We start from the raw sequence: 26,270 nt of genomic DNA, 5'->3' as shown, positions 1-26,270 counted from the left end.
GCAGAGGATTTTCATCCCTCGCAGAAGACTGTCACCCCCGGCTTGTCCGGGGGCGGGTGCGTGAACTGCTCCGAAAGTGCAGGATGTTCGCCTTGTCCCCCGCATTGCGCTGCGCTCCAGCGGGGGTGACGGTTTGTGGGGGCGGAGGAGCCGGGGCAGAGGATTTTCATCCTTCGCAGAAGATTGTCATCCCCGGCTTGTCCGGGGGGCGGGTGCGTGAACTGCTCTGAAAGTGCAGGATGTCCGCCCCGGCCCCCGCATTGCGCTGCGCTCCAGCGGGGGTGACGGTTTGTGGGGGCGGAGAAGCCGGGGCGGAAAATCTTCGCCCCCCTGCAAAGGACTGTCACCCCCGGGCCATCCGCAGGGTGTGGCGGGGCCAGTGCCGGGTCTCAGCTGCCGGGTTGGGGTTCGGGTTCCATGCCGCCGCCGGACTCATCGCCCTTCTTGTCGTCGGCGTGACCGTCGGTTTCGGGCACGATGGACGCGGGCGTGCTTTTCGGTTTGGCGGCGGTCTCGTCCTTGCGTTCGATGCTCTCGCCGCGCTTCAGCGCCTGAATGTCGTCGCCCGACAGGGTCTCGAATTCCAGCAGCGCGTTGGCCACCCGGTGCAGCAGGTCGATGTTCTCGGTCAGGATCCGCTTGGCGGTCTCCATCGCCTCGTCGATCAGGCGACGGATTTCGCCGTCGATCAGTTCGGCGGTGTTCTCCGAGATGTTCTTCTGCTGGGTCACGGAATGGCCCAGGAAGACCTCTTCCTCGTTGGCGGAATAGCGGACGGTGCCCAGCTTCTCGGAATAGCCCCACTCGGTGATCATGCGGCGCGCGATGCCGGTGGCCTGGGAAATGTCGCTGGACGCGCCGGTGGTGATCTTCTCGTGCCCGAAGATCATCTCCTCGGCCACGCGGCCGCCCATGGCGACGGCCAGATGCGCGATCAGCTGGTCATAGCGCATCGACAGCTGATCCTTCTCGGGCAGGCGCATGACCATGCCCAGCGCGCGGCCGCGCGGAATGATCGTCGCCTTGTGGATCGGGTCGGAGGCTTCCATGAAGATGCCGACGATGGCGTGCCCGGCCTCGTGATAGGCGGTCAGCTTCTTCTCGTCGTCGTCCATCACCATCGACCGGCGCTCGGCGCCCATCATCACCTTGTCCTTGGCGTCCTCGAATTCGGTCATGGTGACCAGCCGCTTGTTCTTGCGGGCGGCCAGCAGCGCGGCCTCGTTCACCAGATTCTGCAGGTCGGCACCGGAAAAGCCCGGGGTGCCGCGCGCGATGATGCGGGCATCCACGTTCGGGGCCAGCGGCACCTTGCGCATGTGCACCTTCAGGATCTTCTCGCGGCCCAGAATATCGGGCAGCGGCACCACGACCTGCCGGTCGAAGCGGCCGGGGCGCAGCAGCGCGGGGTCCAGCACGTCGGGGCGGTTGGTGGCGGCGATCAGGATCACGCCCTCGTTGGCCTCGAAGCCGTCCATCTCGACCAGCAGCTGGTTCAGGGTCTGCTCGCGTTCGTCGTTGCCGCCGCCCAGGCCCGCGCCACGATGGCGGCCCACGGCGTCGATCTCGTCGATGAAGATGATGCAGGGCGCGTTCTTCTTGCCCTGTTCGAACATGTCGCGGACGCGGCTGGCGCCGACACCGACGAACATCTCGACGAAATCGGAACCGGAAATGGTGAAGAAGGGCACGTTGGCCTCACCGGCGACCGCGCGCGCGATAAGGGTCTTGCCCGTGCCCGGAGAACCGACCAGCAGGCAGCCCTTCGGGATACGGCCGCCCAGGCGCTGGAACTTCTGCGGGTCCTTCAGGAACTCGACGATCTCTTCCAGTTCTTCCTTGGCCTCGTCCACGCCGGCGACATCCTCGAACGTGACGCGGCCCTGGCGTTCGGTCATCAGGCGCGCCTTGGACTTGCCGAAGCCCATGGCCTTGCCGCCCCCGCCCTGCATCTGGCGCATGAAGAAGATCCAGATACCGATCAGCAGCAGCATCGGGAACCAGGACACGAAGATCGTGAACAGCGTGCTGCCTTCTTCCTTCGGCTTGGCGTCGATGTCCACACCGCGTTCGCGCAGCGTGTCGATCAGGGTCGGATCGGACGGGGCATAGGTGCTGAACTGCCCGCCGCCGGTCAGGTGGCCGGTGATGTCGTTGCCTTCGATGGTCACGTCGCGGACCTGCCCGGCATCGACGCGGCTCATGAACTGCGAATAGCTGAGCTGCTCGCCCGTGTTGCGGCTGGACGGGGACTGGAACAGATTGAACAGCGCCAGTGCCAGCAGCGCGATGATGATCCAGAGGGCGAGATTTCTGCCAAAAGGTGCCAAGTGCCGATGTCCCGATCGTCGTTGAAAGCCTGTTCGTCCGTTCCGCACCGCGGAACGCCGCTGAACAGACTGCTACATAAGGGTTAAAACCTTTCCAACAAGGCGACGCAAGCCCGTATGTGGGCAGACCCGGATCACGTCTTGCGGCGGGCCGGGGCCATGACGATCCGGATGCGGTCCGGTTTCAGGGCGATCTCGACGCCGGCAAGGGTGACCCGGCGCTGTGACGGCAGGCGTGCCAGCGCGTCCTCCAGGGTCGAAAGGCCGGGCTTTCTGCCGGCGACGCGCGCGACGAGCCGGGCGATCAGGCGCAGCGCGATCTCGTCGGACAGCGCTTCCCAGCCGGTGCGTTCGATCTTGTATCCGGCAGCGGTTCCGGGCGTGACCAGCGCCGCCTGCGCCCGGTCGGTGAGTTCCTCCAGGGCCGCCGATGCGCGCGCGCTGCGCCGGGCCAGCCGGGCCAGCCGCTCCGGCAGCCGCTCGCCCGGGGGCCGTGCGTTCAGCCATGCGTTCAGCCGGTTGCGTTCATGGTCCGGCGAGCGGTTGGTGGGATCGCTGACATAGGCGATGGCGCGGGCGTCCAGCCAGCCGGTCAGTTCGGCCTTGCGCACCTCCAGCAGGGGACGGATCAGGCGGATGCCGTCGCGCTGGCTGTTGGTCCGCATCGCGCCCAGGCCGTCGATCCCGCTGCCCGCCTTCAGGCGCATCAGGACCGTCACCGCCTGATCGTCCAGATGGTGGCCCAGAAACAGGGCGCCGACCCCGGTCTCGCGGCACCAGTCCAGCATCAGCGCGTAGCGTGCCGCGCGCGCCGCGGCCTGGATGCCGGTGGCGGGCTTTGGTCCCGGCCAGCGCAGCACGCTGGCGGCCGCGCCCGCGGCCCTGGCGGACGCCGCGACCTGGTGCGCTTCCGCATCGGAGCCCGCACGCAACCCGTGATCGACGATCAGGGCGGTCACGGTGCGGTCCTGCGCGCGCGCCCAGTCCAGCAGCAGGTGAAGCAGCGCGGTGCTGTCCGGCCCGCCCGACAGGGCCAGCGCCACATGCCGTCCGGGGTCCGGACAGGCGTCCAGTGCGGTCCGGAAAGCCGCTTCCGGCGTCCGGTCCGGACTGTCGCGATCGGTCAGATCAGCACCCGGCGCGCTGACGCTCCCGCTCGGCCCGGCGGGTGATGCTGGCAGACGCGTTGGGAAAGCGGTCCTGCAGTTCGGCGAAAACCGCGCACGCGTCCGCGTTCTGCTTCAGAACGGCGAGTGTCATGCCGAGTTTCAGCAGATTGTCGGGGGCCTTGGAACTGCTGCGGTACTTCTTGTAGCCGTCCAGGAACGCGCCCGCGGCCCGCTCGTGATCGCCCTGCACGTAATAGGTCTCGCCCAGCCAGTACTGCGCATTGCCCGCCAGCGCATGTTCGGGGTGGTCGGCCACGAAGCGGGCAAAGGCGGCTTCCGCCTCGGGGAAGCGCTTGGACTGCAACAGGCCGAAGGCCGCATTGTAGCGCTGCTCGGGGGTGCCCTCCAGCGCCTCGGCGGGGGCGGTCGCCGCGACGCGCGCGGTCTGTGTCGTGCCCGCGCCGCTGCCGGTCCCGGTGTCACCCTGGGGCACGCGGTCGACCGCGTCCTGGCTGACGGTGCCCAGCGAACGCGGTGCGCCGGACGGACCGCCCGCCGGTGCCGCACTGCCCGTGTCGCCGGTCGAACCGCCGCCGGTGCCCATGTTGCGCTCGATGGCGGTCAGCCTGAAATCAACATCCTCGACCAGCTTGGTCATGCGGTCGTCCAGACGGCGCACGGTGAAGTTGATTTCCTCCACCCGGTTGGTCAGGTCACGGACTTCCTGTTCCAGGGCATCGATCTGGCGGTTCACGCTGCCCGCTTCCCCGGTTGCCGGGGCTGCCGTTGTCGCGGCGGTGCCGTCCGGCAGCGGCTGGCCCTGGTGGACGAACCGTTTCAGGTCGTTGATGCTGCGTTCCAGCCGGTCCACCCGGTCCTGCAGGGGGGCGAGATCCTGCGCCTGCGCGGATGGCACGGCGGCAACGGGGGCGATGGCCAGCACCGCCAGCAGGGTCAGTCGTCTTGCGGTCCGCATCATGAACGGCTCCTCGATTCATCCCTCACCAAACGAAACCGCCCGCCGTCCTGGCCCGCGGGGAACCGGAAAGGCGGGCGGCAGTCTCGAACCCCGCGTCGCGGGATCAGTTGGCCAGCACGGTCACCGCACGGCGGTTCTGCGCCCATGCGGCCTCGTTGTGGCCCAGCGCCACCGGGCGTTCCTTGCCATACGACAGGGTGCGGATGCGGCTGGACGACACGCCCAGGCTGACCAGATAGTCGCGCGCGGAATTCGCACGGCGGTCGCCCAGACCCAGGTTGTATTCGCGGGTGCCGCGTTCGTCGGCATGGCCTTCGATGATCACGCTCACGTTCGGGTACTGGCCCAGGTAGGCGGCCTGACGGCGCAGCACGTTGCGCGCGTCTTCGTCCAGATCGTGCCGGTCGGTCGCGAAGAACACGCGGTCGCCCACGTTCAGGACGAAATGTTCCTGCGTGCCCTCGGCGGGGCCGGACGGCACCGGCGCGGCCTCCACGGCGGGTGCCGGTGCCGGCGCGGGCTGTGCCTGACTGGCACCGGTGTCGGTCGCCTGCACGACGGGTTCGTCGTCGCCGCATGCCACCAGCAGAAAGGCCGCCGCGAGAACGGTACCGGCCCTGATCAGAAAGCGCTGACCCATGATTGCAAAGTCTCCCTCTTCGATGGCGCGATGCTGCGCCGGAATCTGAACTTGTGAGGCAGAACACTGCACATCGCCTCAACCCACTGGTTACTTACCACTCTACGCGGTTCAGCAAAACGCCGGAGTTGGGCGAGCGCACGACAAATTGTGTCAATTCTGTGGCGCGGTGCCGGTCCGATGGCAGTGTGTCCTACTGCGACAGCTCCGAAAGCGGCGACCAGGCCGGGTCGGATGCGTCCAGCGGCGTCTGCACCTGCCGCAGGTTGCGCCCGGTCAGATCGACCGACCACAGGCGCACGCTGCCGCCCTTGCCCTGGTTGTTGCCGGGAATCTGACGGAAGAACATCAGCACCCGGCCGTTCGGCGACCAGGTCGGCCCCTCGTCCAGATAGCTTTCGGTCAGCAGGCGCTCGCCGGTGCCGTCGGGGCGGATCACGCCGATGAAGAAGCGGCCCTTGTGCAGCCGGGTGAAGGCGATCAGGTCGCCGCGCGGCGACCAGACCGGCGTCGCATAGCGGCCCTCGCCGAAGGTGATGCGCTGCACGTCCGATCCGTCCAGCTTCATGGTATAGATCTGCTGCGTGCCCGAGCGGTCGGAGTTGAAGGTCACGCGGTCGCCGTCGGGCGACATGCTGGGCGAGGTGTCGATCGCCAGATGCTTGGTCAGCCTGCGCGTCACGCGGGTTCTCAGATCCATCACGAAGATGTCGGAATTGCCGTCGCGGGACATGGAGAAGGAGACCTTCTCGCCATCCGGCGAGAAGCGCGGCGCATAGGTCATGCCCGGGAAGTCGCCCAGGATTTCCTGCTGCCCGGTGTCGATGTTGTAGAGATAGACCCGCGGCTGGTTGCGGAAATAGGACATGTAGGTCACGACCTGCTGCGTCGGCGAGAAGCGCGGCGTCAGCACCAGATTGGCCCCGTCCGTCAGATAGCGGTGATTGGCCGAATCCTGATCCATGATGGCCAGCCGCTTGACCCGGCGGTCGGCGGGGCCGGATTCGGCGACATAGACGATGCGCGTGTCGAAATAGCCTTCCTCGCCGGTCAGTCGCTTGTAGATCGAATCGGAGATGATATGGCCGATCCGGCGCGCATTCTCGGGCGTGGTGAAATAGACCAGCCCGGTCATCTGGGTGCCGCCATAGACGTCCCACAGGCGGAATTCGGTCCGCAGCCGCCCGTCCGAGGCGATGCGCACGTTGCCCGCCACCAGCGCCTGCGCCTGGATCACGCGCCAGTCGGCGAAGTTGGGCCGCACCTGGATGTCCTTCGGGTCTTCCAGATAGGCGCGCTGGTTGATCACGCGGAACAGGCCCGACCGTGACAGGTTGCCCCGGATCACGTCGGCGATCTCCTTGCCCACGGTGCGCGTGGTCTCGGTCTCGCCGTGGATGTCGGTGACCGCGACCGGCAGCGGGTCGATGTTCGCGCTGTTCACGTCGATGCGCAGCTGCGCGGCGGCAGGTGCCGCCAGCAGGGCACATCCGGCGGCGACCACCAGCAGCAGGCCCGCAAGCCGGCGCGTCGTTCGATAGGCAACACTGTTGTTTTTCATCTCAGATGACCTCACCCGTACATTTCCCTGAGGTTGAAATTGATCTCGATCTCCCGCCAGTCCTGATATTTCTCGGGCGGCAGGGGGAACGGTTGCGACTTCTGCACCGCGCGGATGGCGCTTTCCGAAAACGCCTTGAAGACGCGCCCGGCCTGTCCGGCATCGAATCCGTCGATGATCTCGGGCCGTCGGGCCAGGGTGCCGTCCGGATTGAGATGGATGCGGATGATGACCTGCATGCGCTCGACGCCGGGCGCGCCATGGTTCGGACTCCAGTTGTCGCGCAGCCGTCCGCGCAGAAAATCGACTTCCGTCACCGATAGCTTCTGATTGAGCCGATTTTGTGACACGCCGCCCTCGCCCACGCGAATGTCGCTCAGGGTCCGCTTGTCGGGGTCCCGCTGACGGTTCGGGGTCTTCTCGGCCAGCTTGTCGATCTTCGCCGACAGGCGGGCGAGGTCCAGCGATTTCTTCTTTTCCGGCTCGGGCTTCTGCTTCGGCGGTTCCGGTCTGGGTTCGGGCTTCGGCTCCGGCTCCTTCTTCGCCACCTCCGGCTTGGGCTCCGGTTCCGGCTGCTTTTCCGGCTCGGGCTGTTTCTCGGGTTCGGGTTTCGGCTCGGGCTTGGGCAGCGGTTCCAGCGCGGCCAGCTTCTCGGCCTCCTCGACGACCTTGTCGCGCGGGGTCAGCTTCTCGTCGGCAGTGCGCTGCTCGACCGGGCGCGGGGCCGGCGGCGGGGGCGTGGCCTCGACCTCTTCCGGTTCGGCGGGCGGCTGCGGCGCGGGCTCGTCCTGCACGAGCGTATTGGTCTCGGGCAGCGGCTCGGGGGGCTGTTCGGGCGGTTGAACGGCCTCGGGCGGCGGCACCGGCTCGTCCTTCGCCGTGGCCTCGGGCGGCGGGGGCGTGTCGTCCTTCTCGCCCGCGACGGCCTGATTGGTCTCCTCGCCCAGCACCATCAGCTCGACCGGGATCATGGGCGGGCTTTCCAGCGGTTCCGGACCGCCGAAAAAGGCAAGATCGAGCAGCACCGCCCCGGCGATCAGGGCATGCAGGCTGACCGATAATACGCCGCCCCTGAACATGACTCCCTTTCCGTTATCCTAGCGTTCGACGCGCGGGGCCTGGGCCACCAGCGCGACCCGCGTGAACCCCGCGGCATTGATGGCACCCATCGCCTCGATCACGACGCCATAGGGCACCGACTTGTCGCCGCGCACGAAGATGCGGCGTTCCTGATTGCCCGCCGTGATCGCGATCAGTGCCGGCACCAGATCGCCCAGCGAGACTTCCTTCTCCTGCAGGTAGATGGTGCCTTCCTCATCGACTGTCACGGCCAGCGGTTCATCCAGCCCCTGCAGCGTCGGCGCGACCGCCTTGGGCAGTTCCACCGGCACGCCGACCGATAGCAGAGGCGCCGCGATCATGAAGACCACCAGCAGCACCAGCATCACATCGACGAACGGCGTGACGTTGATCTCCGACATCGGCGTGTAGCGTTTGCGGCGGTAGCGTCCGCCATGCACCTGGATGGCCATCAGTCGCTGCCTCCCTCGTCCAGCTGACGGGACATGATCGCCGAGAACTCGCCCGCGAAGCCTTCCAGCCGGGTCGCATAGCGCGAGATGTCGGAGGCGAACTTGTTGTAGGCGACGGTGGCGGGGATCGCCGCGACCAGGCCAAGCGCGGTCGCGAACAGGGCCTCGGCGATGCCCGGTGCCACCACGGACAGCGAGGTGTTGTTGGTGGCGGCGATGGACTGGAAGCTGTTCATGATGCCCCAAACCGTACCGAACAGGCCCAGGAACGGTGCCGTCGAGCCGACGGTCGCCAGCACGCCCAGATAGCGCTCCAGCCGGTCGACCTCACGGTCGATGGTGATGCGCATGACCTGGCTGATGCGTTCCTGCAGGCCCGCCCGCAGGTTGTCGCGCTTGGCCAGTCCGCGCTCGGCGGTGCGCCGCCATTCCCGCATCGCGCCGGAAAACAGCACGGCCATCGGGTGCGTCGCGTCCGCCCCGATCTCGTCATACAGCGTTTCCAGATTGCCGCCCGACCAGAACTGGCGTTCGAACTCGTCGGCCTGCTTCATGACGCGGCGATAGCGGATCCACTTCTCGAAGATGATCGCCCAGCACCAGATCGACGCAAAAAGCAAGGCGACCATGACAATCTGCACCACGATGTCGGCGCGCAGGAACAGCCCCCACATCGACAGGTCGATGCTGCCCGCATCCGCGAACTGTTGTGCAATGACGTCTTGGTTCATGTTTCTTCTTCCCCATCCCTCGCCGCCAGCCCGGCCATTGCGGTCCGGATATCCGGCGGAATGCGCCTGGGTCCACCCCCAAGGCCAATAAACGCGGCGCGCACGCGCGTGTGAACCAGAACGGTTTCCGCACGCAGAACGTCCTGTTCCAGTGTGATCGTTGCGCCCTTTAACGCGATGAGACGTGTCCGGACAACCAGATCGTCGTCCAGGCGCGCCGGGCTGAGATACTCAACCGTGACATCGCGCACCGCAAACATCGCGCCATCGTCGGCGTCCAGCATGGCCCGCTGGTCGATGCCCAGCAGGCGCAGCATGTCCGATCGCGCCCGTTCGGTGAACTTCAGATAGTTGGCGTAATAGACGATGCCGCCCGCGTCCGTGTCTTCCCAGTAGACCCGGACCGGGAACAGGTGCGCGTCGCCCTGAATGCGCCCGCTCGCCTCACCCATCGCCGGATCCTTCCGGTTCGCCGTCCAGCATGTCCATCTGGCCGGGCACGGCGGCACGCGGCGGGGTCAGGCCCAGGTGGCCCCAGGCGGCCGGCGTCAGCATCCGGCCGCGCGGCGTGCGGATGACCAGCGCCTTCTGCATCAGATAGGGCTCGATGATGTCCTCGATGGCGTCGCGCGGCTCCGACAGGGCGGCGGCCAGATTGTCCACGCCCACCGGTCCGCCGCCATAGTTCTCGGCCAGGCAGGCCAGATAGCGCCGGTCCATGGCGTCCAGCCCGACCTGATCGACCTCCAGCCGGCGCAGCGCCGCATCGGCCTTCACGGCATCGACCACATCCGTGCCCGCCACGTTGGCGAAATCACGGACCCGCCGCAGCAGCCGTCCGGCCACGCGCGGCGTGCCGCGGGACCGCCGGGCGATCTCGGTCGCGCCGTCCTTCGTCAGGTTCAGGCCCAGCACGCCTGCGCCTCGCGCGACGATGCTTTCCAGTTCCTCCGGCGTGTAGAATTCCAGCCGGCAGGGAATCCCGAAGCGGTCGCGCAGCGGCGTGGTCAGCAGGCCCGACCGCGTGGTGGCGGCGACCAGGGTGAACGGCTGCAGGTCGATCTTCACCGACCGCGCCGCGGGGCCTTCGCCAATCACCAGATCCAGCTGAAAGTCTTCCATGGCGGGATATAGGATTTCTTCTACGGCAGGATTAAGGCGGTGAATCTCGTCGATGAACAGAACGTCGCGCGGTTCCAGATTGGTCAGGATCGCGGCCAGGTCGCCGGCCCGCGCGATCACCGGGCCCGATGTGGCGCGGAAGCCGACGCCCAGTTCGCGTGCCACGATCTGCGCCAGCGTGGTCTTGCCCAGTCCGGGCGGGCCGAAGAACAGCGTGTGGTCCATGGCCTCGGCGCGGCCGCGGGCGGCATCGATGAAGACGCGCAGGTTCTCGCGCACCTTGGCCTGCCCGACGAAATCCGACAGTTCCTGCGGGCGCAGGCTCATCTCGCCGCCGTCCTCAGGGCGGCGCTCGCCGGTGATCAGCCTCTCCTCGCCCGCATCGCTCATCGCGCGAGTTCCTTCAGCCCGGCGGTGATCAGCGTCTCGACGGTCGCATCGTCACCGGCACCGTTGGCCGCCCTTGCGACGGCGGCCTCGGCCTCGTGACGGCGGTAGCCCAGATTGACCAGCGCCGAGGTCGCTTCCTCGAAGGTGCCCGCCGCCGTCGGTTTCAGCGCCGACGCCGCCATGCCCGCCGGCAGCGACACCGCACCGACCTTCTCGCGCAGTTCCGTGGTCAGGCGCTGGGCCAGCTTCTTGCCGACGCCCGGTGCGCGGGTGATGGTGGTGACGTCGCTGGCGGCCAGCGCGTTGCGCAGTTCGTCCACCGGAAAGGCCGACAGGATCTGCAATGCCAGCTTCGCCCCGACGCCCTGCACGGTCTGCAGCAGGCTGAAGAATTCCTTCTCGGCGCCGCTGGCAAAGCCGAACAGATGGATGTGGTCCTCGCGGACATGGGTTTCGATCTGCAGGCTGACCGGTTCGCCCGCCTGCCCGATGCCCGACAGGGTGCGCGCCGAACAGAACACCAGATAGCCGACACCGCCGACGTCGATGACGGCGTGGTCGGTGCCGACCGTGTCGACGATACCCTTGAGTCTGGCGATCATGCGTGTTGAGCCTGTTGTGATTCGGTCAACAGCCGTTCTAGCAGATTTGCCCGGTTTGGGCAGTTTCGCTGCAAAGCCGCCGGCGCTTCAACGGCGGACAGGCGACACCTGTTCCAGCGCCGCCGGCTTCGGCCCACCCGTGGCCCAGTCCAGCAGTTCGACCGTGTGCACGACCGGCACATCCATGCCCGATCCGATCTGCGTCATGCAGCCGATATTGCCCGCCGCGATCACGTCCGGCTGCGTGCGGGCGATGTTGGCGATCTTGCGCGCCTTCAGCTGGCCCGCGATTTCCGGTTGCATGATGTTGTAGGTACCGGCGGAACCGCAGCACAGGTGGGGCTCGGCGGCTTCGGCGACGCGGAATCCCGCGCCCTTCAGCAGCAGTTTCGGTGGATCGACGATCTTCTGGCCGTGCCGCAGGGAACAGGCGGAATGGTACGTCACCGCCAGGTCTTCCGGCGCATAGGCGTCGTCGGGCAGGCCCAGATCGGTCAGGAACTCGGTGATGTCCTGGGTCATGGCCGAGACCTTCGCGGCGCGCTCGGCCCAGTCGGGGTCATTGCGCAGCATGAAGCCATAGTCCTTCACCGTCGTCCCGCAGCCCGAGGCGTTGATGACAATCGCGTCCAACCCCTCGTCCGCCATCTCCTGTGACCATGCGGCGACATTGGCCTTCACGCTGGCGAAGGCCTCGTCTTCCAGCCCCATGTGATGGGTCAGTGCGCCGCAGCAGCCCGCGCCTTTCGCCACCACCACCTCGACGCCCAGCCGCGTCAGCAGCCGCACGGTGGATTCATTGATCGCCGGGTTCAGCACCTGCTGCGCACAGCCCGCCAGCATGGCGACGCGTTTGCGCCGCGTGCCCTCGGCCCTGTGCGCCTGCGGGCGGTCCACCGGCGATGGGCCGGGCAGCGATTTCGGTGCCAGTTCCAGCATCGCTTTCATGCGGCCCGAGAACAGGCCCGCGAGCGGTCGCGCCGCCATCGCGCCCAGCAGCGCCAGCCGGAAGCGGTTCGGATGGGGCAGCAGCATCGCCAGCAGCTTGCGCAGCGCGCGGTCCATGAATCCGCGCGTGTGGTGTTCCTGGATGTGCGCCCGCGCGTGATCGACCAGATGCATGTAGTGCACGCTGGCCGGGCAGGTGGTCATGCAGGACAGACAGGACAGACAGCGGTCGATGTGGGTCACGACCTGCGGGGCCGGCGCGCCGCCCGTCTCCAGCATCTCCCGGATCATGTAGATGCGCCCGCGCGGGCTGTCGCGCTCGTCGCCCAGCGTCACATAGGTCGGGCAGGTCGCCGTGCAGAAGCCGCAATGCACGCAGGCCCGCAGGATCTCGTTGGAGCGTTCGATGGCCGGATCGGCAAGCTGCGCGAGGGAGAAGGAGGTCTGCATCAGCGTCCATCCCTGTTCAACGGTGTCATGCCGGGCGTGTCCCGGCATCCGGCCAAGCCCAGATCTTGCGGTAAAGCCGCTTGGGACCCCGGCACAAGGCCGGGGTGACAGGCTCGCGTCTCTGCCGCACGGTCTGACAGCATCATCACCACGCCTCCACCATGCGGCCGGGGTTCAGGATGCCCTTCGGATCGAAGCCTTCCTTCACCCGGCGGCTGAGCGCTGCGATCCCGTCAGGCTGCGGCTGGAAGACCGGCACAGCGGCACGCAGGGAATCGGCACCGCGCATCAGGGTCGCGTGACCGCTCTTCAGGGCACCGCGCACCGCCGCCGCACCGCCGTCGTCGGCCTTGTCCAGCGCCAGCCAGGCCAATCCGCCCGCCCAGTCGAGATAGCCGCTGCCCGGATGGCGCGACAGCACATCGTCCAGATAGGCCCCGCCCTCGGTCGGCGTCAGCGACACGCGCCAGACCGTCAGGTCGCGACCCAGCAGCGGCTGCACATCGCGCACTTCCTGCCAGAAGGTCGTCGAGCGTGTGGAATGCAGTTCCTCGATCGCGCCGTGCTCCTTGAGCGACTCCTTCAGTGCGCCGCAGCGATGCTCGACCGACGGGCCCGGCCCCTCGACCCGCAGGGCGGTCACGGACCGGCCCGCATCTCGGACGAAATCGACGCCCGACTCCGCGGCCACGTCGGGCGGCAGGTGGCAGATGCCGGAGACCTCGTGCGGCGATCCGGCCGCCTCGGCCATGACTTTCGCTGCGCCCGCATTGCTCAGGCCGAAGAGCAGCACCGTCCAGGTCTTCTCCGGTGCGGGCAGCACCTTGAAGGTCACCTCCGACAGCGCGGCGAGCGTGCCATGGCTGCCGCAGACCAGCTTGGACAGGTCATAGCCGGTAACATTCTTCACCACGCGCCCGCCGGACTTGAAGATTTCCGCCCGGCCCGACACACCGCGAAACCCCAGCAGATGGTCGCGCGCCGCACCCGCCTTGAACCGGCGCGGGCCCGCCAGATTGCAGGCGAAGGCCGCGCCGATGGTCCCGCCGAAAGGCTCCGTGCCGTAAAGGCGTCCCAGATGCGGCGGTTCGAACATCAGCATCTGCCCGCGTTCGCGCAGTGCCGCCTCGACCTCTTCCAGCGGCGTTGCTACACCGGCGCTCATGACCAGTTCTTCGGGTTCGTAGAACTTGATTCCCGCAAAGGCCGACATGTCGAGCTGCCCCGCCGCCTGCGACGGCCGCCCCAGCCCGCGCTTGGTGCCCAGCCCGACAATCTCCAGCGGCGCCCCCGCACCCAGCGCATGCGCCACGCACTCGCGCAGATGCTCCTCGTTCAGGGGGCGAAACTGCATGCTCATACCAAAACACCCTCTGGTTGAAATCCGGAGAGGATTGCAAGGTTGCTGGCGGCACTTTTTCCTCCCCCTAGAGGGGGGAGGGTCAGGGAGGGGGTGAATCGGGCAAAGCCCGAGCTGTTGAAGAACCGATGCAGAAAGCCTTCGGCTTGCCCCCCCATCGACCGCTGCGCGGCCACTTTCCCCTCGAGGGGGGAAGAGGATCGAGAGTGACGGTCACCCCGGGACAAGAAGAGACAACTCATCGGTCATATCCTCCCGTCAACCGTGCTTCGATCTCCCGCAACACGGAATCGATATCTTCGAATACCTGCCGGTTCCAGAATCGAACGACGGTGTAGCCCGCACTGTTCAGACGTTCCGTGCGCCGTTTGTCCCGCTCAGTTTGACGTGCGTGTCCGCCGCCATCCAGCTCGACGATCAGCTTCTTTTCCAGGCAACAAAAGTCGGTGACGTACCGATCAATCGGATGCTGACGCCGGAACTTGCACCCCAGCATCTGCCGGGAGCGAAGTCGGTACCAGAGCTTTCTCTCAGCCTCTGTCGCATCAATCCGGAGTCGACGCGCCATGCCGTGAGGACGGGAGGATTTTTCAGGCAATCCGTGCAATGCTCAAAACCGCGGCAGGTCGGGGAAGGGCATCTGGCCGCCGTGGATGTGCATCCGGCCAAGCTCCGCGCAGCGGTGCAGCGTCGGGAACACCTTGCCGGGGTTCAGCAGCATGTCAGGGTCGAAGGCGCATTTCAGGCGCTGCTGCTGCTTCAGGTCGATCTCGGTGAACATGGCGGGCATCAGGTCGCGCTTCTCGACGCCGACGCCGTGTTCGCCGGTCAGCACGCCGCCGACCTCGACGCACAGCTTCAGGATGTCATTGCCGAAATCCTCGGCGCGTTCCAGTTCGCCCGGCACGTTGGCATCGTAGAGGATCAGCGGGTGCAGGTTGCCGTCCCCCGCATGGAACACGTTGGCGACGCGCAGGTCGTATTTCGCGCTCATCTCGGTCATGCGCTTCAGCACCAGCGGCAGCTGGTTGCGCGGAATCGTGCCGTCCATGCAGTAGTAATCCGGCGAGATGCGCCCCACCGCCGGAAAGGCCGCCTTGCGCCCGGCCCAGAAGTTCAGCCGCTCTTCCTCCGACTGGCTGACCTTGACCGAGACTGAATTGCAGCCCGCGCAGATCTCGCGCACCACCTCGGTCAGATGCTCGACCTCCGCTGCCGGACCGTCGAGCTCGATGATCAGCAGCGCCTCGACATCCATCGGATAGCCGGCGTTGCAGAAGGCCTCGGCGGCGTGGATCGCAGGTCTGTCCATCATCTCCATGCCTGCCGGGATGATCCCCGCGCCGATGATCTTGGCGACGCAGGCCCCGCCTTCCTCAACCGTGCTGAAACCCACAAGCAGGCCCCGCGCGATCTCAGGACGGCGCAGGATGCGGACGGTCACCTCGGTCACCACGCCCAGCAGGCCTTCCGATCCCGTCAGCACGCCGATCAGGTCATAGCCTTCCGAATCCTGATGCTTGCCCCCCAGCCGGATGACCTCGCCGTCCATCATCACCAGTTCCAGGCCCAGGATGTTGTTGGTCGTCAGGCCGTACTTCAGGCAATGCACGCCGCCGGAATTCTCGGCCACATTGCCGCCGATGGAACAGGCGATCTGGCTGGACGGGTCGGGCGCGTAATAGAAGCCCTCGTCCTCGACCGCCTGGGAGATCGCCAGATTGGTGACCCCCGGCTGCACCACGGCGGCGCGGTTGGCGTAGTCGACCTCCAGCACGCGGTTGAACTTGCCCAGACCCAGCAGCACCCCGTCGGCCAGCGGCAGCGCGCCCCCGGACAGTGACGTCCCCGACCCGCGCGGCACGACCTTGATGTTGTTCGCCTTGCACAGCTTCAGCACCCGGCTGACCTGTTCGGTCGTCTCGGGCAGGACCGCGATCATGGGCGGCTGGCGATAGGCCGTCAGCCCGTCGCACTCGAACGCCTTCAGCGCTGTCTCGTCCACCACGACGCTGTCATCGGGCAGGAAGCTGCGGAAGGCGGCGATCAGATCGCTGCGCTTCTCGAAGGCGGCGGCATCGGGTTCGGGCATCTTCATCGGTGGCGGCTCCGTTCAGCGGTCACCCGGCACCTTACAGCAGACCGTGCGCTTTCAAACAGGCTTCCAGTCCCGCAGGCTCGCGAAACAGATGGGTGTGGAACCCGAGCCGGTCCGCGGCATCCGTATTCCGCTGCCCGTCGTCGACGAACAGGGTCTTCGCCGGTACCAGGCCGCAGGCCTCGACCGCATGGAGAAAGATCTCGGCGTCCGGCTTCTTCATGCCGATGCGCCCGGACACCACGATATGGCCGAACAGGTCCAGCCAGTCGAATTTCCGTTCGGCAAAGGGGAAGGTCTCGGCGGACCAGTTGGTCAGGGCATGCACCGCCGTGCCCCGGTCGTGCAGCCGCCGCAACAGGGTGACCGTGCCATCGACGGGCCCGTTCATGGTCTCGTGCCAGCGGTCCCAGTAGGCCCTGATCTCGGCGGCATACCAGGGATGCTGCGCCGACAGATGCGCGACATTATCCTGGAACCGCTCGCCCGCATCGTGGCGCTCGTTCCAGGCCTGATTGCAGATGTGGGCGAGGAAATATTCCATCTCGTTCGGACGGCCGTGAAAGACCTTCCGGTACAGATGGCGGGGGTTCCAGTCGACCAGCACGTTGCCGAGATCGAACAGGACCGTGTCGGGGGACGTCATACGATGACCGCGTGCGGATGCGGCGGTCGGACCGGCGGTCCGGTCAGCCCTGGCGTGCCTTCATGCGCGGGTTGCGCTTGTTGATCACATAGACCCGGCCCTTGCGGCGGATGACGCGGCAGTTGCGGTCGCGCGTCTTGGCGGATTTCAGTGAACTCAGGACTTTCATCGTGCTCTCTCCAGGGCGCGCCCGTGCGCAGCCGTCTGATCCATTCCGAAGCGCGGGTTCTAGTGGGGGGCGGGTGGCCTGTCAACCGCTGCGGCGGTCCTGGCGGACGTTCCCGTCAATTCGTCCTTGCGGGCACCTTCCCGCGCGGCTATAGAACCGACCGCGCAGCCCAAATCCCACCGGGCTGCGGCCATGGCCTGACCGCCATCGTGGGCGCGTAGCTCAGTGGGAGAGCACTACGTTGACATCGTAGGGGTCGCTGGTTCAATCCCAGCCGCGCCCACCATCCTCCGCTTGATCCTGAACATGAGGCTCCACCGACCGGTCTGACCGGTGGCGGGGCCATTCCGGGTCGGGTGGTCTGCGATCGGATTCCGCGTTCATGTGATCGGGCATCCGACGGGTCCTGGCTGGTTCACCGTTCCATGCCGATGGCCTGACGCGGATGGCCTAAGGCATGGCGAACACCACCGGGACGATCAGTTCGAGGCGGGCCTGCGGCATGAAGTCGGGCATGGCCGGCAGAGGCTGGGCGCGTTTGATCATGGCCTCGACTTCGCGGTCCAGGGTGGTGTGGCCCGAGCTCTGCTCGATCCGGAAGTACAACACCGTCCCGTCGCGGGCCATGCGGAAGTACAGCATGGCCGTGCCCTCCTGACGGCGGCGTTGCGCGCGTCGCGGATATGCCTTGTGCCGCTCCAGCCAGAGCTGGAGTTGCGTGAGATAGTCCGCCTGCTGACCCGGCGTGCCGCCGCCGCCCTGATCGCCCGTGTCGCTCGCCGTGCCGGTGTCATCGTTCCGGCCCGCCTTGCCGCCCGCCCCCGACGGTGTGGCCCGCGCCGTTTCCCGTTCGTCCGTCGAAGCCGCCTGGTCGGGTGAGCCGCGCGACCGGGCCTGTTCGGTCGCAGGCGCGGTCGCGGGGGCTGGCACGGTTTGCGCCCGAGGCTCTGGTTCAGGCCGGACACGCACGACGCTGCGTGGCGGTGCAGGCGGCGGCGGGGGCGGTGGTGCGGCCGCGGCGACCGGTTCCGCGCGCGCGGCATCCGGTGGCGCGGCTTCCACGGCGACCTCGGGTGGCACTGCTTCGACGATCTCTGGCGGGTGCCCTGTTTCGATCACCGGCTCTGCAGGCGTGACGGGCAGTTCTGTCACGTGAGGTACAATTGCCGTCGGGACAGGCTCTGTCCGGATCACGGAAGGCTCAGGGGGCGTTGCAGCTTCGATAGGCGTTTCAGGCGTCACCTCAGCGGCCGCGATAGGAACGGTCGCGGTATGGGTGACTTCGACGGGAGCCTCGGCGATCGTCTCCGGCTGCACGGTATCGACGGCTTCGGGCGCTTCGGGCACCGCTTCCGTCAGGTCGCCTGACACAGATGCGGCGTCACCCGGCGCGGCACCGGACATTGCAAGTCCGACCTGCAGACCGGCAGCGCCCGGCGCGGCGGCCCCTTCGGCTTCAGGCTGCCACAGCAGGGCGGCCCCGATGCCGATGTGGATCGTCGCGGCGATCGGCAGGGCGAACAGCCATGTGCGCTTGCCGACGGGTCTCATTCGGTGGTCGGCACGGTCAGCAGGTGCAGGTCCCGCAGCCCCGCGTCGCGCAGCCGCTCCATCAGCGCGATCACCGTCGTGGCAGGCACCGCCCCGTCCGCCTTCAGCCGGACGGTCGACAGTCCGGCGTCGCGGAACCGTGCCAGCAGCGTGGCCTCGTCCAGCGCGACGCCATCGAGGGCGAGTCGCCCGTCGCGGCCGATCAGCAGCAGCTTCGGTGCGAGGTCCGGATCGCCGCCGGTTGCCGACCGGAGCGGGGTGATCGGGAACGGATCGGTGGTGGTGAGCTGGCCTGCGATCATGAAGAAGATCAGCAGCAGGAAAACCACGTTGATCAGGGGCATGATGCGGTCATCATCGCTCTGCCGGCGGGGGCGGACATGCCTGAAGCGGACCATCACCGGCCCCCCGCCCGGTTCAGCGACAGGCGCGAAACGCCCGCGGCAGACAGGCGGTCCAGCACCATGACCGTCCGCTGCAACGAGACGTCTTCGGCGGGGCGGACGATGACGGCCTGATCCGGCCTGTTCCGGACGATGCCGCCCAGCCGTCGGGCGATGGCGTCCAGCGACAGTATCTCGCCCGACAGTCTGAAGCTGTCCGGCCGGATGTCGACCAGCATCGACCCGCTCAGCCCGCCGCCGGCATCGGCCGTCGCGGGCGGATCCAGCCGTAGCGACCGCCAGTCCAGGAAGGACGACGCCAGCATGAAGAAGACCAGCAGGATGAAGACGACATCGATCAGCGGGGTCAGGCCGATCAGATGGCGCCGACGACCGTCACGTGCCGCCAGGAGCGGCGGCGGGCCGGGTGTATGCACCGGCATCGCGGACCTCCACTGACGGGCGTGAGGGCAGTTCCCGGGTGAACAGCCGCGTGATGGCGCTGTCCATCTCGTGCGCCAGCCGTTCGATCCGGCGTTCGAGCCAGTTCAGCACGGCGACGGCGGGGATGGCCACGGCGAGGCCGACGGCAGTGGTCAGCAGGGCTTCCCAGATGCCACCGGAAAGGATGGCCGGATTGACCTGATTGCCCGCCGCCTCCAGCTGCCGGAAGGCCTCGATCATGCCCAGCACGGTGCCGAAGAGTCCCAGAAGCGGGGCCAGCGTGGCGATCACCTCCAGCGGGCGCAGCCAGCTCCTCAGGGCTTCGAGGGTATCGCCGCAGGACCGGGTGACCTCCTCGCGCACGACGGCGGCGGGCATGCCCTGGCGCAAGCCGTTCATCGCCGCCATGACGGCATTCGCCAGCGGGCCGCGGCACGCAGCGAGGGCGGCGATGGCAGCGCCCGCGCGTCCGGCCTGCCATTGTGTCAGCGCCGCGCGCGTGGATGCCGTCTCCGTCATGTACAGCTGGCGGAACTGCCACAGTTTTGCGAGCGCGATGGCCAGCGCCGCGATGGACATGGCGATCAGCAGGCCGACCACCGGACCGCCGGCGCGCAGCATCTCCAGCAAGCCGTCGACCGTGCCCCGGGCCGGGTGCACCGCGCCGGATGCGATCGTGTCGATATCCTTCATGTCTTCATGCCAGTCCTGTGGTTTCGAGAGGGGTCATGCCTATCGGATCAGCGGCGTGCCGGTGCGGCTGCCCGGCTCGACGAGCGGCAGGCAGTCCTCGCGCCTGCCGGTACCGTCGGCGCACTCCAGAACGTCATTGATCAGGATCCGCCCGATCCGATCGCAGGGCAGGCCGGCGAGGTCGAACACCTTCAGGCTCGTCTTGCCTGCCGGAAGCGGACCTGTTTCCAGCGCCAGCCGGCGCGAGACAATCCCGTCACTGTCAAAGATCACCAGGTCGTAACGGAAGCGGGTGAATGCGGCCGGCGTCCGGTTCTCGATCACCAGATAGGCGCGGCAGGCGTCATCGGCCGGTTCAAGCCTGTTCAGCTCCAGTTTCATCCCGGCGTCCGTGTCCTGCGCCCGGGCCATGCCGGCGACGGCAAACACCGCCAGACCGATCAATATCCACCATCTGTTCAAGGTCCCGTCCCCTTCTTCACCCCCGCAGGGCGACCGCATTCATCGTTTCGAATTAATAATGCAACTGACTCTCAATCGCAATAACAGCTTCGCGATGCGGCGGAAGCGGCAGACGTGCCGGGAGAATTGCGTGCGAGAGGATGGACCTACCGCGCGAACAGCAGCGGCGTCCCCCGCGCCGCATGTCCGATGGTCTGAAGCGTGATGCCGTAGACCTCTGACAGCAGTTCAGGCGTGAGCACATGGGCGGGGGTGCCCGATGCGGCGATCATGCCGTTGTTCAGGACGGTCACCCGGTCGGCATAGCCCGAGGCGAGATTCGGATCGTGCAGCACGGCGCCGATGGCCAGCCCCTGTGCGGCCAGCGCGCGGGCGTGTTTCAGCAGCCTGTGCTGGTGCGCCAGGTCCAGGTTGTTCGTCGGTTCGTCCAGCAGCAGGATCTTGCTCGCGCCATCGCGTGAGAACGGCCAGAGCTGTGCCAGCGTCCGGGCCAGATGCACGCGCTGCTTCTCCCCGCCGGAGAGGGTGGTGAAATCCCGCTCGGCGAGGTGAAGCAGGCCGGTCGCCCGCATGGCGGCCTCGATCGCGCGCAGGTTCTGCGCCCTGTCGCTCCGGCCCGTATGCGGAATCCGTCCCAGCCCGATGACCTCGATGACCGAGAAGGCGAAACCGAGACGGCTCTCCTGCCCCAGAACGGCGCGGCGGGTGGCGAGAACGGCGCCCGGAACGCCGGCCATCGGTGCGCCGTCCAGCCAGACATGGCCGTCGTCCGGGACCAGCGTGCCCGAGAGGCATCTGAGCAAGGTGGACTTGCCGGCCCCGTTGGGACCCAGGATGACGGTGACCTCGCCGGCGGCCATGCCGAGCGACACCCGGTCCAGCAAATGACGTCCGCCGCGGATCACGCTCAGGTTCTCCGCCCGGATCACGTCCATCCCGACAGCCCCCGCTTGCGGCAGAGCAGCCAGACGAAGAACGGCCCGCCCGTCAGGCTCATCACGACCCCGATGGGCAGATCGGCGGGCACGGCGACGGTGCGCGCCAGCAGGTCCGCGGCCACGATCACGAAAGCACCGGCGAGCGCACTGGCGGGCAGCACGATCCGGTGATCCGGTCCGAACGCCATCCGGACCATGTGCGGCACCATCAGGCCGACGAACGCGATCACCCCGCTCATCGCCACGGCACCGCCCGTCGCCAGGGCGACGAACAGGATGCTCAGCCGTTTGGCCGTCTCGACCCGCAGGCCGAGGTGCTCGGCGGCTTCCTCGCCCAGCAGGATGGCGTTCAGAAAGCGCGCCAGGGTCATCAGGCCGACCAGTGCGACCACGACTCCGGGCAGGATGATGCCGACCCTGTCCCAGGTCGCCCCGGCGAGCGAGCCGAGCAGCCAGAAGTTCAGGTCGCGCAGTTCCTGATCGGTGCTGATGAAGATCATGACACCCACGACGGCGGCGGTGATCGCATTCATTGCGACGCCGGCCAGCAGCAGGATTGCCACATCCGTGCCGCCCTGACGCTGGGCCAGTGCGTAGACCAGCGCCGTGACGACCAGCCCCCCTGCGAAGGCGGCGACCGGTATCAGATAGACACCCAGACCGGCGGGCAGCAGCAGGATCAGCGGCGCGCCGAGCACGATCATCAGAACGGCCCCCACCGCCGCGCCGCTTGACACACCGATCAGTGCCGGGTCGGCGAGCGGGTTGCGAAACAGCCCCTGCAGCACGGCACCGGCAACGCCCAGCGCGCTGCCCACGATCAGGCCCAGCGCCAGCCGGGGCAGCCGGATCGCCATCAGCACCGTTTCCTCGCGCCGGCCATATGGGATCCCGGTCTCCAGGCCGGTCACCTCTTCAAGCAGGATCGCCGCGACCTGTGCCGGCGAGATGGCAACCGCGCCGATGCAGACCGACAGCAGGCAGCCGAAGACCAGAACCAGCCAGAGGGCAACAAGCTGGATCTTTCGCCGGTGCAGGCGGCGGTCTTCGGCTGCACGCAGGTCGATGCTGTCGTCAGCGATGCCCACGATGCCCGGCCTGGTCGACAGGGTTCAGGCCGGGATGCAGCCGCAGCGCCAGCTGCCAGACCGCGTCGGGGGTGCGCGGGCCGAATCCGAGCAGCAGCAGGCCGTCCATGGCGACGATCGCGCTGTTCCGGGCCGCCGGTGTGCCCTGGATGCCCGGCAGGTCCCTGACGCGATCCATGCCGCCGAGCAGCTTCAGCGTTCGTTCGGTGACCAGAATGACGTCCGGCTGTGCATTGATGCCCGCTTCGGGCGTCATGGGCCGGTAGTCCGGAAAGCCGTCGATCGGGTTCTGTCCGCCGGCCATTTCGATGATCGCGGTCGCCGATGTCCCGGTTCCGGCCACCAGGGGCGCGCCCTTCCCCGCCGACAGCACGAACATCACCTTCGGCCGGGCCGCGACGCGCGCGACCCTCTCCCGGACCCCGGCGTATCTGGTGGACACGCGCCGCGCCAGCTCGGCCCCCTTCTCGTGCAGACCGAGCGCGGCGGCGACATGGTCGATCTTGGCCAGAACGCCGCCGATGTCGGGCTCGTCGGGGACGGAAACGATGGCCACGCCCGCCGCCCGCAACTGCGCCAGCGCCTCGGGCGGACCGGCATCGGCTTCGGCGATGATCAAATCGGGCGTCAGCGCCAGGACCGGCTCGGCGGACAGCCGCCGCAGGTAGCCGACGTTAGGCAGGGCCTGCGCTGCTTCGGGAAAGAAGCTTGTCGAGTCCACGCCCACCAGCCGGTCCTGCGCGCCCAGCGCATACACGATCTCCGTGACCGACCCGCCGAGCGACAGCAGCCTTCCGGCTGGCTCATCGGCGGATGTCGCTGGCGGCCAGGCGAAGGCGAGGCCGGTGACCAGACTGGTGGCGAGCACCTGACGGCGGGAGATCGTGAACATGCTTCAGCTTCCTTCCTTGCCGCCCGAACCGGCGGTCACGCGCAGCGCGCTTCGGTTACCAGCGGGCGGTGATGCCGACCCGCCCCTTGAAATTCCGGCCCGGTTCGAACGCGTCATTGAAGACGCGCGCGTAGGCCCGGTCGGTGATGTTGTCGATGCCCAGATCAAGCCGGAAGTTCACGCCCTTCGTGACCGGCTGCTGCCAGGCGAAATAGACGTCGTGCACCACGTAACCGGCACGGACATCCGCCGCGTCGTCGACCTTGTCGAAATCGAATGCGGCCAGCGTCCGGAAGCCGGCGATCATCCCCTGGTCCGGGAACTTCGCGGTCATGTCGAAGGTGACCTGTGCGGGCGTCAGCACGCCCAGCTTGTCCCCGCTGTTCAGATCGTTGCCGTCCAGATTGGAAAAGCCGAACGCGAATCGGGCGCGGCGGCTGTCATAGCTGGCCTCGATCTCGTTGCCTTCCAGCAGGGCCTCGGGGATGTTGACCGCCTGCGTGGTGCCGTCGCAATTGCCCGGAATGAACGGGTTGCAGTCGACGAAGGGTGTCGGCTGGTTGATCTGCAGATCGATGAAATCGTTCGCCCGGGTGCGGAAGCGCGTGGCCTTGAAGAAGACCTGATCGCCCTGCTGCAGCACATTCTGGAAATCCAGGCCGAAGCCCACTTCAACCGTGCCGGTGCGCTGGGATCTCAGGTCGGGGTTGGGCACGAAGCGGTTCGTGATGCCCAGGCCGACCGGAATGACGAAATGCACGCCGTCCAGAAAGGCCTCGTCGAAGCCGGGCGCGCGGAACGCGCGGGCGTAGTTGCCGAACACCATGGCCCAGGGCACCGGATGCCACGTGGCGCCGATGCGCGGCGAGACCGCCGTTTCCGTGATATCGCCGCCGATCGCGCTTTTCGAGGCGAAATAGTCGAACCGCAATCCCGGCAGGATCAGGAAATCGCCCGTTCCCGCGCCGAACGGTTCCGACAGCCGGATTTCCGCCTGCCCGAAAGCGCCGGCGAACTGGTTGCGCGAATCCGGCACGCCGTCGCGTTCGCCGCCATTGAAGGTCCCGTCCTGTATGTCCTGATAGCCCTCCAGGCCGTAGACCAGCGTCGCCGCGCCGTCGCCCAGCCAGTCGACCTTCGAACGGTTGTCCGCACGGAAGCCGACGGTGTTGACCTCCCGCGTCAGGCGTTCGCCCTGCGCGCCCGCACCGTTGTTGTCCAGCCGCGTCTCGTCGACTTCGGAGCGCGTGTAGTAGACCTGTGCATCCAGATCGACCAGCGGATCGCCCGGCCGGTCGTAGCGCCAGTTCAGGCGTGCGGTGTCGTTGGCGATCTGCTTGTCGACGATGTCGTCTTCCGCACCGCCCTGACCGACATTCGGTTCTTTCGCATCGTTGCGGAACGTGAGGAAGGAGAATTCGAACTCGTGTCCGCGTCCCGCGTCGTAGCTGGACTTGAACAGGCCCGACAGGATGTCGTCGTCGGACCGCGTCAGTTCGCTGCCATCGCCAAGCTGGATGGAACCGGGATCGCGGTAGACCACGTTGGCGGCGATATCGACGCTGTCGAGGGGACGCCAGAAACCGGACAGGCTGACCGACTCCTCGCGGTCCACGGTCTGATAGCCGGTCGAGAACCGCAGCGCCGCCGTCTCGTCGCCCTCCAGTACGTCGGCGGCGTCCAGCGTCCTGAAGGCGATGACGCCGCCCGTGCCGCCGGAGCCGTACAGCGCCGAAGCCGGACCGCGCAGCACCTCGACCTCGCGCAGCATGGACGGATCGATGAAGAAGCGGCCGTCGTGACCGGCGTTCAGGTTCTGGCGCGCGCCGTCGACCAGGATCACCAGGTCGCTGCCCGAGAATCCCCGGATGCTGGGCACTTCGCCGGTCCGGCGCGGGCCGCCCGTGAATTCGACGTTGGGAATGTGGCTCAGCACATCGTCGGGGGACGATGCCTGACGCAGTTCGATCTGCTCCCTGTCCAGCACAGTGACCATGCCCGGATAGTCCGCCGCGTTGATCGGCGTGCGGGTGGCGGTGACGGAAATGGGTGCCAGACGCTTCGGCGAAAGCGCGTCTTCGTTCGCGTCGTCCGGTCCGGCGGCCTGCTGCGCCCAGCCGTTTCCGCTCCAGAGTGTGCCGCTGCATAGTGCGATCAGCGCTGCGCGCCGCCAGGTTCCAGCCATGTCATTGCCCTCACATCTGCTGAGAAGGACCCTGGCTGGCTGCCTGTGCCCCATCGGGGCGGGTGGCGGGCTTGGATCGGATTGGTCGTGTCTGTGCGCACCTGCTGTCCGGTCTGCGGGAACCGGGATCAGGTGCCTGGATCGATTACTTCACAAGGATGAGCTTGTTCGCGCCCGTCAGCCGGAGCCGGTAGATCTCGCCCCGGTGCCGGATCAGCATCTCGCGCCCCTCACGGAACAGGTCGGCGCTTTCGATCACGCGGCCCTCGGGACGCGCGGCCACCGGCACGCTCGCCGCAGATCCGGCATGGGGCAGTTCCGGCATGCGATCAGCTCTGCTGGACGACGTCGAAACCTTCGAACACCGGGTGTCCGAGGTAGAGTTGCCTGCGATCACCGGCCCCTTCGTGCGCACGGCGGAAGGCCTCGGACCTGGTCCAGGCTTCGAACGCGTCATGGTTCTGCCAGATCGTGTGCGAGGCATAGAGCGTGTGCGAGTCGGTGGGGGCCCCCTTGAGCAGCTTGAAATCGACGAAGCCGGGAACGCGCTCCAGCTGGCTGTCGCGTTCCTGCCAGACTTTCTCGAATGCGGCTTCCTCGCCGGGGACGATCTGAAAACGGTTCATTGCGATATACATGGCCTCGGGCCTCCAGAGTGGTTCGGGATTTGGACGACTTATATGATATTGCGAGTCATTTGCAATAAGGAAATTGCCTGAACCTCTCGACCCCGGGTCTCCGGCGTCCGGATGATCGCCCCCGCCCCGGCGGCTGAACCGCTCACCTCGCTGAGGTCCACCCGCAGCAGCCCCGCGATGCGCAGCCGGTCCCGGCGGGACGATGGAACACAGGAACCGGTTCGCCAGATGCGATCCTGCTGCATGGCTGCCATGTTCGTTGACCAGTCAAGTATCTCGTTTTGCTGGCTTTTTCGAACATTTCGCTTCCGGTCCGGGATGGCGCAAGG

28 protein-coding genes and 1 tRNA gene are annotated in these 26,270 nt (G+C 67.2%); 1 reads left to right on the top strand and 28 read right to left on the bottom strand.

The window, feature by feature from the left end:
* Positions 1 to 389: 389 nt before the first annotated feature.
* The 17 genes from ftsH to ykgO form a co-directional block, all read right to left on the bottom strand.
* The gene (gene ftsH, locus ACN0X7_RS07420; RefSeq protein ID WP_417515699.1) at positions 390 to 2,330 is read right to left on the bottom strand and encodes an ATP-dependent zinc metalloprotease FtsH; all 1,941 of its coding nucleotides are present in this window, start codon (positions 2,328 to 2,330) and stop codon (positions 390 to 392) included.
* 134 nt (positions 2,331 to 2,464) lie between these two features.
* Positions 2,465 to 3,373, bottom strand: coding sequence for a tRNA lysidine(34) synthetase TilS (tilS, locus tag ACN0X7_RS07415; RefSeq protein ID WP_417515697.1), 909 nt, complete (start codon positions 3,371 to 3,373; stop codon positions 2,465 to 2,467).
* A gap of 85 nt (positions 3,374 to 3,458) precedes the next feature.
* On the bottom strand, positions 3,459 to 4,418 hold the full coding sequence (gene ybgF, locus ACN0X7_RS07410) for a tol-pal system protein YbgF (RefSeq protein ID WP_417515695.1): 960 nt from the start codon (positions 4,416 to 4,418) through the stop codon (positions 3,459 to 3,461).
* 103 nt (positions 4,419 to 4,521) lie between these two features.
* On the bottom strand, positions 4,522 to 5,058 hold the full coding sequence (gene pal, locus ACN0X7_RS07405; protein WP_417515693.1) for a peptidoglycan-associated lipoprotein Pal: 537 nt from the start codon (positions 5,056 to 5,058) through the stop codon (positions 4,522 to 4,524).
* A gap of 193 nt (positions 5,059 to 5,251) precedes the next feature.
* Positions 5,252 to 6,619 (bottom strand): Tol-Pal system beta propeller repeat protein TolB, encoded by a 1,368-nt coding sequence (gene tolB / locus ACN0X7_RS07400; RefSeq protein ID WP_417515692.1) that lies wholly within the window; start codon positions 6,617 to 6,619, stop codon positions 5,252 to 5,254.
* 11 nt (positions 6,620 to 6,630) lie between these two features.
* On the bottom strand, positions 6,631 to 7,698 hold the full coding sequence (locus ACN0X7_RS07395) for a TonB C-terminal domain-containing protein (protein WP_417515690.1): 1,068 nt from the start codon (positions 7,696 to 7,698) through the stop codon (positions 6,631 to 6,633).
* Between the two features lie 18 nt (positions 7,699 to 7,716).
* On the bottom strand, positions 7,717 to 8,151 hold the full coding sequence (locus ACN0X7_RS07390) for a biopolymer transporter ExbD (protein ID WP_417515688.1): 435 nt from the start codon (positions 8,149 to 8,151) through the stop codon (positions 7,717 to 7,719).
* Positions 8,151 to 8,882: a protein TolQ gene (gene tolQ / locus ACN0X7_RS07385; protein WP_417515686.1), complete on the bottom strand. Its 732-nt coding sequence runs from the start codon at positions 8,880 to 8,882 to the stop codon at positions 8,151 to 8,153. The genes ACN0X7_RS07390 and tolQ overlap by 1 nt, the downstream gene beginning before the upstream one ends.
* Positions 8,879 to 9,334, bottom strand: a complete 456-nt coding sequence (gene ybgC, locus ACN0X7_RS07380) for a tol-pal system-associated acyl-CoA thioesterase (RefSeq protein ID WP_417515684.1) — start codon at positions 9,332 to 9,334, stop codon at positions 8,879 to 8,881. The genes tolQ and ybgC overlap by 4 nt, the downstream gene beginning before the upstream one ends.
* Positions 9,327 to 10,394 carry a Holliday junction branch migration DNA helicase RuvB gene (gene ruvB / locus ACN0X7_RS07375; RefSeq protein WP_417515682.1) on the bottom strand — a complete coding sequence of 356 codons (1,068 nt, stop codon included), beginning with the start codon at positions 10,392 to 10,394 and terminating at the stop codon, positions 9,327 to 9,329. Before ruvB ends, ybgC begins: the two co-directional genes overlap by 8 nt.
* Positions 10,391 to 10,996 (bottom strand): Holliday junction branch migration protein RuvA, encoded by a 606-nt coding sequence (ruvA, locus tag ACN0X7_RS07370; protein ID WP_417515680.1) that lies wholly within the window; start codon positions 10,994 to 10,996, stop codon positions 10,391 to 10,393. The genes ruvB and ruvA overlap by 4 nt, the downstream gene beginning before the upstream one ends.
* 87 nt (positions 10,997 to 11,083) lie before the next feature.
* Positions 11,084 to 12,394 (bottom strand): glycolate oxidase subunit GlcF, encoded by a 1,311-nt coding sequence (gene glcF / locus ACN0X7_RS07365; protein ID WP_417515678.1) that lies wholly within the window; start codon positions 12,392 to 12,394, stop codon positions 11,084 to 11,086.
* A gap of 145 nt (positions 12,395 to 12,539) precedes the next feature.
* Positions 12,540 to 13,754 carry an FAD-binding protein gene (locus ACN0X7_RS07360; RefSeq protein ID WP_417515676.1) on the bottom strand — a complete coding sequence of 405 codons (1,215 nt, stop codon included), beginning with the start codon at positions 13,752 to 13,754 and terminating at the stop codon, positions 12,540 to 12,542.
* Positions 13,755 to 13,992: 238 nt separating this feature from the next.
* Positions 13,993 to 14,352 (bottom strand): endonuclease domain-containing protein, encoded by a 360-nt coding sequence (locus tag ACN0X7_RS07355; protein ID WP_417515674.1) that lies wholly within the window; start codon positions 14,350 to 14,352, stop codon positions 13,993 to 13,995.
* Positions 14,353 to 14,364: 12 nt separating this feature from the next.
* Positions 14,365 to 15,852, bottom strand: a complete 1,488-nt coding sequence (locus tag ACN0X7_RS07350; protein ID WP_417515672.1) for an FAD-linked oxidase C-terminal domain-containing protein — start codon at positions 15,850 to 15,852, stop codon at positions 14,365 to 14,367.
* A gap of 34 nt (positions 15,853 to 15,886) precedes the next feature.
* Positions 15,887 to 16,498 (bottom strand): HAD family hydrolase, encoded by a 612-nt coding sequence (locus ACN0X7_RS07345; protein ID WP_417515670.1) that lies wholly within the window; start codon positions 16,496 to 16,498, stop codon positions 15,887 to 15,889.
* Between the two features lie 43 nt (positions 16,499 to 16,541).
* Positions 16,542 to 16,667: a type B 50S ribosomal protein L36 gene (gene ykgO / locus ACN0X7_RS07340; RefSeq protein ID WP_416898323.1), complete on the bottom strand. Its 126-nt coding sequence runs from the start codon at positions 16,665 to 16,667 to the stop codon at positions 16,542 to 16,544.
* Between the two features lie 211 nt (positions 16,668 to 16,878).
* Between ykgO and ACN0X7_RS07335 the strand changes: the two genes are divergently transcribed.
* Positions 16,879 to 16,953: transfer RNA gene (locus tag ACN0X7_RS07335), tRNA-Val, on the top strand.
* A gap of 164 nt (positions 16,954 to 17,117) precedes the next feature.
* On the opposite strand, the gene ACN0X7_RS07330 is transcribed toward ACN0X7_RS07335, so the two are convergent.
* From ACN0X7_RS07330 to ACN0X7_RS07280, 11 genes are all read right to left on the bottom strand, one after another.
* On the bottom strand, positions 17,118 to 18,218 hold the full coding sequence (locus ACN0X7_RS07330) for a TonB family protein (protein WP_417515668.1): 1,101 nt from the start codon (positions 18,216 to 18,218) through the stop codon (positions 17,118 to 17,120).
* On the bottom strand, positions 18,215 to 18,562 hold the full coding sequence (locus ACN0X7_RS07325) for an ExbD/TolR family protein (protein ID WP_417515666.1): 348 nt from the start codon (positions 18,560 to 18,562) through the stop codon (positions 18,215 to 18,217). Before ACN0X7_RS07325 ends, ACN0X7_RS07330 begins: the two co-directional genes overlap by 4 nt.
* 53 nt (positions 18,563 to 18,615) lie before the next feature.
* Entirely contained in the window at positions 18,616 to 19,044 is a 429-nt protein-coding gene (locus tag ACN0X7_RS07320) for an ExbD/TolR family protein (RefSeq protein ID WP_417515664.1), read from the bottom strand.
* Positions 18,998 to 19,666 carry a MotA/TolQ/ExbB proton channel family protein gene (locus tag ACN0X7_RS07315; RefSeq protein WP_417516130.1) on the bottom strand — a complete coding sequence of 223 codons (669 nt, stop codon included), beginning with the start codon at positions 19,664 to 19,666 and terminating at the stop codon, positions 18,998 to 19,000. Before ACN0X7_RS07315 ends, ACN0X7_RS07320 begins: the two co-directional genes overlap by 47 nt.
* A gap of 111 nt (positions 19,667 to 19,777) precedes the next feature.
* Complete coding sequence (locus tag ACN0X7_RS07310) at positions 19,778 to 20,200, bottom strand: Tat pathway signal sequence domain protein (protein WP_417515662.1); 423 nt, start codon at positions 20,198 to 20,200, stop codon at positions 19,778 to 19,780.
* 146 nt (positions 20,201 to 20,346) lie between these two features.
* Positions 20,347 to 21,135, bottom strand: a complete 789-nt coding sequence (locus ACN0X7_RS07305) for a heme ABC transporter ATP-binding protein (protein WP_417515660.1) — start codon at positions 21,133 to 21,135, stop codon at positions 20,347 to 20,349.
* A complete protein-coding gene (locus ACN0X7_RS07300; RefSeq protein ID WP_417515658.1) occupies positions 21,126 to 22,226 on the bottom strand; it encodes a FecCD family ABC transporter permease in 1,101 nt (366 codons plus the stop codon). Before ACN0X7_RS07300 ends, ACN0X7_RS07305 begins: the two co-directional genes overlap by 10 nt.
* A complete protein-coding gene (locus ACN0X7_RS07295; RefSeq protein WP_417515656.1) occupies positions 22,213 to 23,118 on the bottom strand; it encodes a heme/hemin ABC transporter substrate-binding protein in 906 nt (301 codons plus the stop codon). Before ACN0X7_RS07295 ends, ACN0X7_RS07300 begins: the two co-directional genes overlap by 14 nt.
* A 55-nt stretch (positions 23,119 to 23,173) precedes the next feature.
* Positions 23,174 to 25,303, bottom strand: coding sequence for a TonB-dependent receptor domain-containing protein (locus ACN0X7_RS07290; protein WP_417515654.1), 2,130 nt, complete (start codon positions 25,301 to 25,303; stop codon positions 23,174 to 23,176).
* Between the two features lie 145 nt (positions 25,304 to 25,448).
* Complete coding sequence (gene hemP / locus ACN0X7_RS07285) at positions 25,449 to 25,628, bottom strand: hemin uptake protein HemP (protein ID WP_417515652.1); 180 nt, start codon at positions 25,626 to 25,628, stop codon at positions 25,449 to 25,451.
* A 4-nt stretch (positions 25,629 to 25,632) separates the two neighbouring features.
* On the bottom strand, positions 25,633 to 25,941 hold the full coding sequence (locus tag ACN0X7_RS07280) for an antibiotic biosynthesis monooxygenase family protein (protein WP_417515650.1): 309 nt from the start codon (positions 25,939 to 25,941) through the stop codon (positions 25,633 to 25,635).
* Positions 25,942 to 26,270: the final 329 nt, after the last annotated feature.

The sequence above is a fragment of the Minwuia sp. genome, assembly GCF_048263705.1.
GTDB lineage: Bacteria > Pseudomonadota > Alphaproteobacteria > Minwuiales > Minwuiaceae > Minwuia.
Note: the sequence above shows the minus strand (reverse complement) of the source record. Positions and strands in the feature narration are given on the sequence as shown.

Excerpts from the sequence above, each read along its gene's own strand:
- pal (WP_417515693.1), bottom strand. The coding sequence starts at position 5,058 with ATGGGTCAGCGCTTTCTGATCAGGGCCGGTACCGTTCTCGCGGCGGCC.
- ACN0X7_RS07395 (WP_417515690.1), bottom strand. The coding sequence starts at position 7,698 with ATGTTCAGGGGCGGCGTATTATCGGTCAGCCTGCATGCCCTGATCGCC.
- ACN0X7_RS07320 (WP_417515664.1), bottom strand. The coding sequence starts at position 19,044 with ATGCCGGTGCATACACCCGGCCCGCCGCCGCTCCTGGCGGCACGTGAC.
- ACN0X7_RS07315 (WP_417516130.1), bottom strand. The coding sequence starts at position 19,666 with ATGCTGCGCGCCGGCGGTCCGGTGGTCGGCCTGCTGATCGCCATGTCC.
- tolB (WP_417515692.1), bottom strand. The coding sequence starts at position 6,619 with ATGAAAAACAACAGTGTTGCCTATCGAACGACGCGCCGGCTTGCGGGC.
- ACN0X7_RS07330 (WP_417515668.1), bottom strand. The coding sequence starts at position 18,218 with ATGAGACCCGTCGGCAAGCGCACATGGCTGTTCGCCCTGCCGATCGCC.
- ACN0X7_RS07290 (WP_417515654.1), bottom strand. The coding sequence starts at position 25,303 with ATGGCTGGAACCTGGCGGCGCGCAGCGCTGATCGCACTATGCAGCGGC.
- ACN0X7_RS07350 (WP_417515672.1), bottom strand. The coding sequence starts at position 15,852 with ATGAAGATGCCCGAACCCGATGCCGCCGCCTTCGAGAAGCGCAGCGAT.
- ruvA (WP_417515680.1), bottom strand. The coding sequence starts at position 10,996 with ATGATCGCCAGACTCAAGGGTATCGTCGACACGGTCGGCACCGACCAC.
- tolQ (WP_417515686.1), bottom strand. The coding sequence starts at position 8,882 with ATGAACCAAGACGTCATTGCACAACAGTTCGCGGATGCGGGCAGCATC.
- ACN0X7_RS07325 (WP_417515666.1), bottom strand. The coding sequence starts at position 18,562 with ATGCCCCTGATCAACGTGGTTTTCCTGCTGCTGATCTTCTTCATGATC.
- ACN0X7_RS07280 (WP_417515650.1), bottom strand. The coding sequence starts at position 25,941 with ATGTATATCGCAATGAACCGTTTTCAGATCGTCCCCGGCGAGGAAGCC.
- glcF (WP_417515678.1), bottom strand. The coding sequence starts at position 12,394 with ATGCAGACCTCCTTCTCCCTCGCGCAGCTTGCCGATCCGGCCATCGAA.
- ykgO (WP_416898323.1), bottom strand. The coding sequence starts at position 16,667 with ATGAAAGTCCTGAGTTCACTGAAATCCGCCAAGACGCGCGACCGCAAC.
- ACN0X7_RS07305 (WP_417515660.1), bottom strand. The coding sequence starts at position 21,135 with ATGGACGTGATCCGGGCGGAGAACCTGAGCGTGATCCGCGGCGGACGT.
- ACN0X7_RS07360 (WP_417515676.1), bottom strand. The coding sequence starts at position 13,754 with ATGAGCATGCAGTTTCGCCCCCTGAACGAGGAGCATCTGCGCGAGTGC.
- ybgC (WP_417515684.1), bottom strand. The coding sequence starts at position 9,334 with ATGGGTGAGGCGAGCGGGCGCATTCAGGGCGACGCGCACCTGTTCCCG.
- ruvB (WP_417515682.1), bottom strand. The coding sequence starts at position 10,394 with ATGAGCGATGCGGGCGAGGAGAGGCTGATCACCGGCGAGCGCCGCCCT.
- hemP (WP_417515652.1), bottom strand. The coding sequence starts at position 25,628 with ATGCCGGAACTGCCCCATGCCGGATCTGCGGCGAGCGTGCCGGTGGCC.
- ybgF (WP_417515695.1), bottom strand. The coding sequence starts at position 4,418 with ATGATGCGGACCGCAAGACGACTGACCCTGCTGGCGGTGCTGGCCATC.
- ACN0X7_RS07345 (WP_417515670.1), bottom strand. The coding sequence starts at position 16,498 with ATGACGTCCCCCGACACGGTCCTGTTCGATCTCGGCAACGTGCTGGTC.
- ACN0X7_RS07390 (WP_417515688.1), bottom strand. The coding sequence starts at position 8,151 with ATGGCCATCCAGGTGCATGGCGGACGCTACCGCCGCAAACGCTACACG.
- ACN0X7_RS07295 (WP_417515656.1), bottom strand. The coding sequence starts at position 23,118 with ATGTTCACGATCTCCCGCCGTCAGGTGCTCGCCACCAGTCTGGTCACC.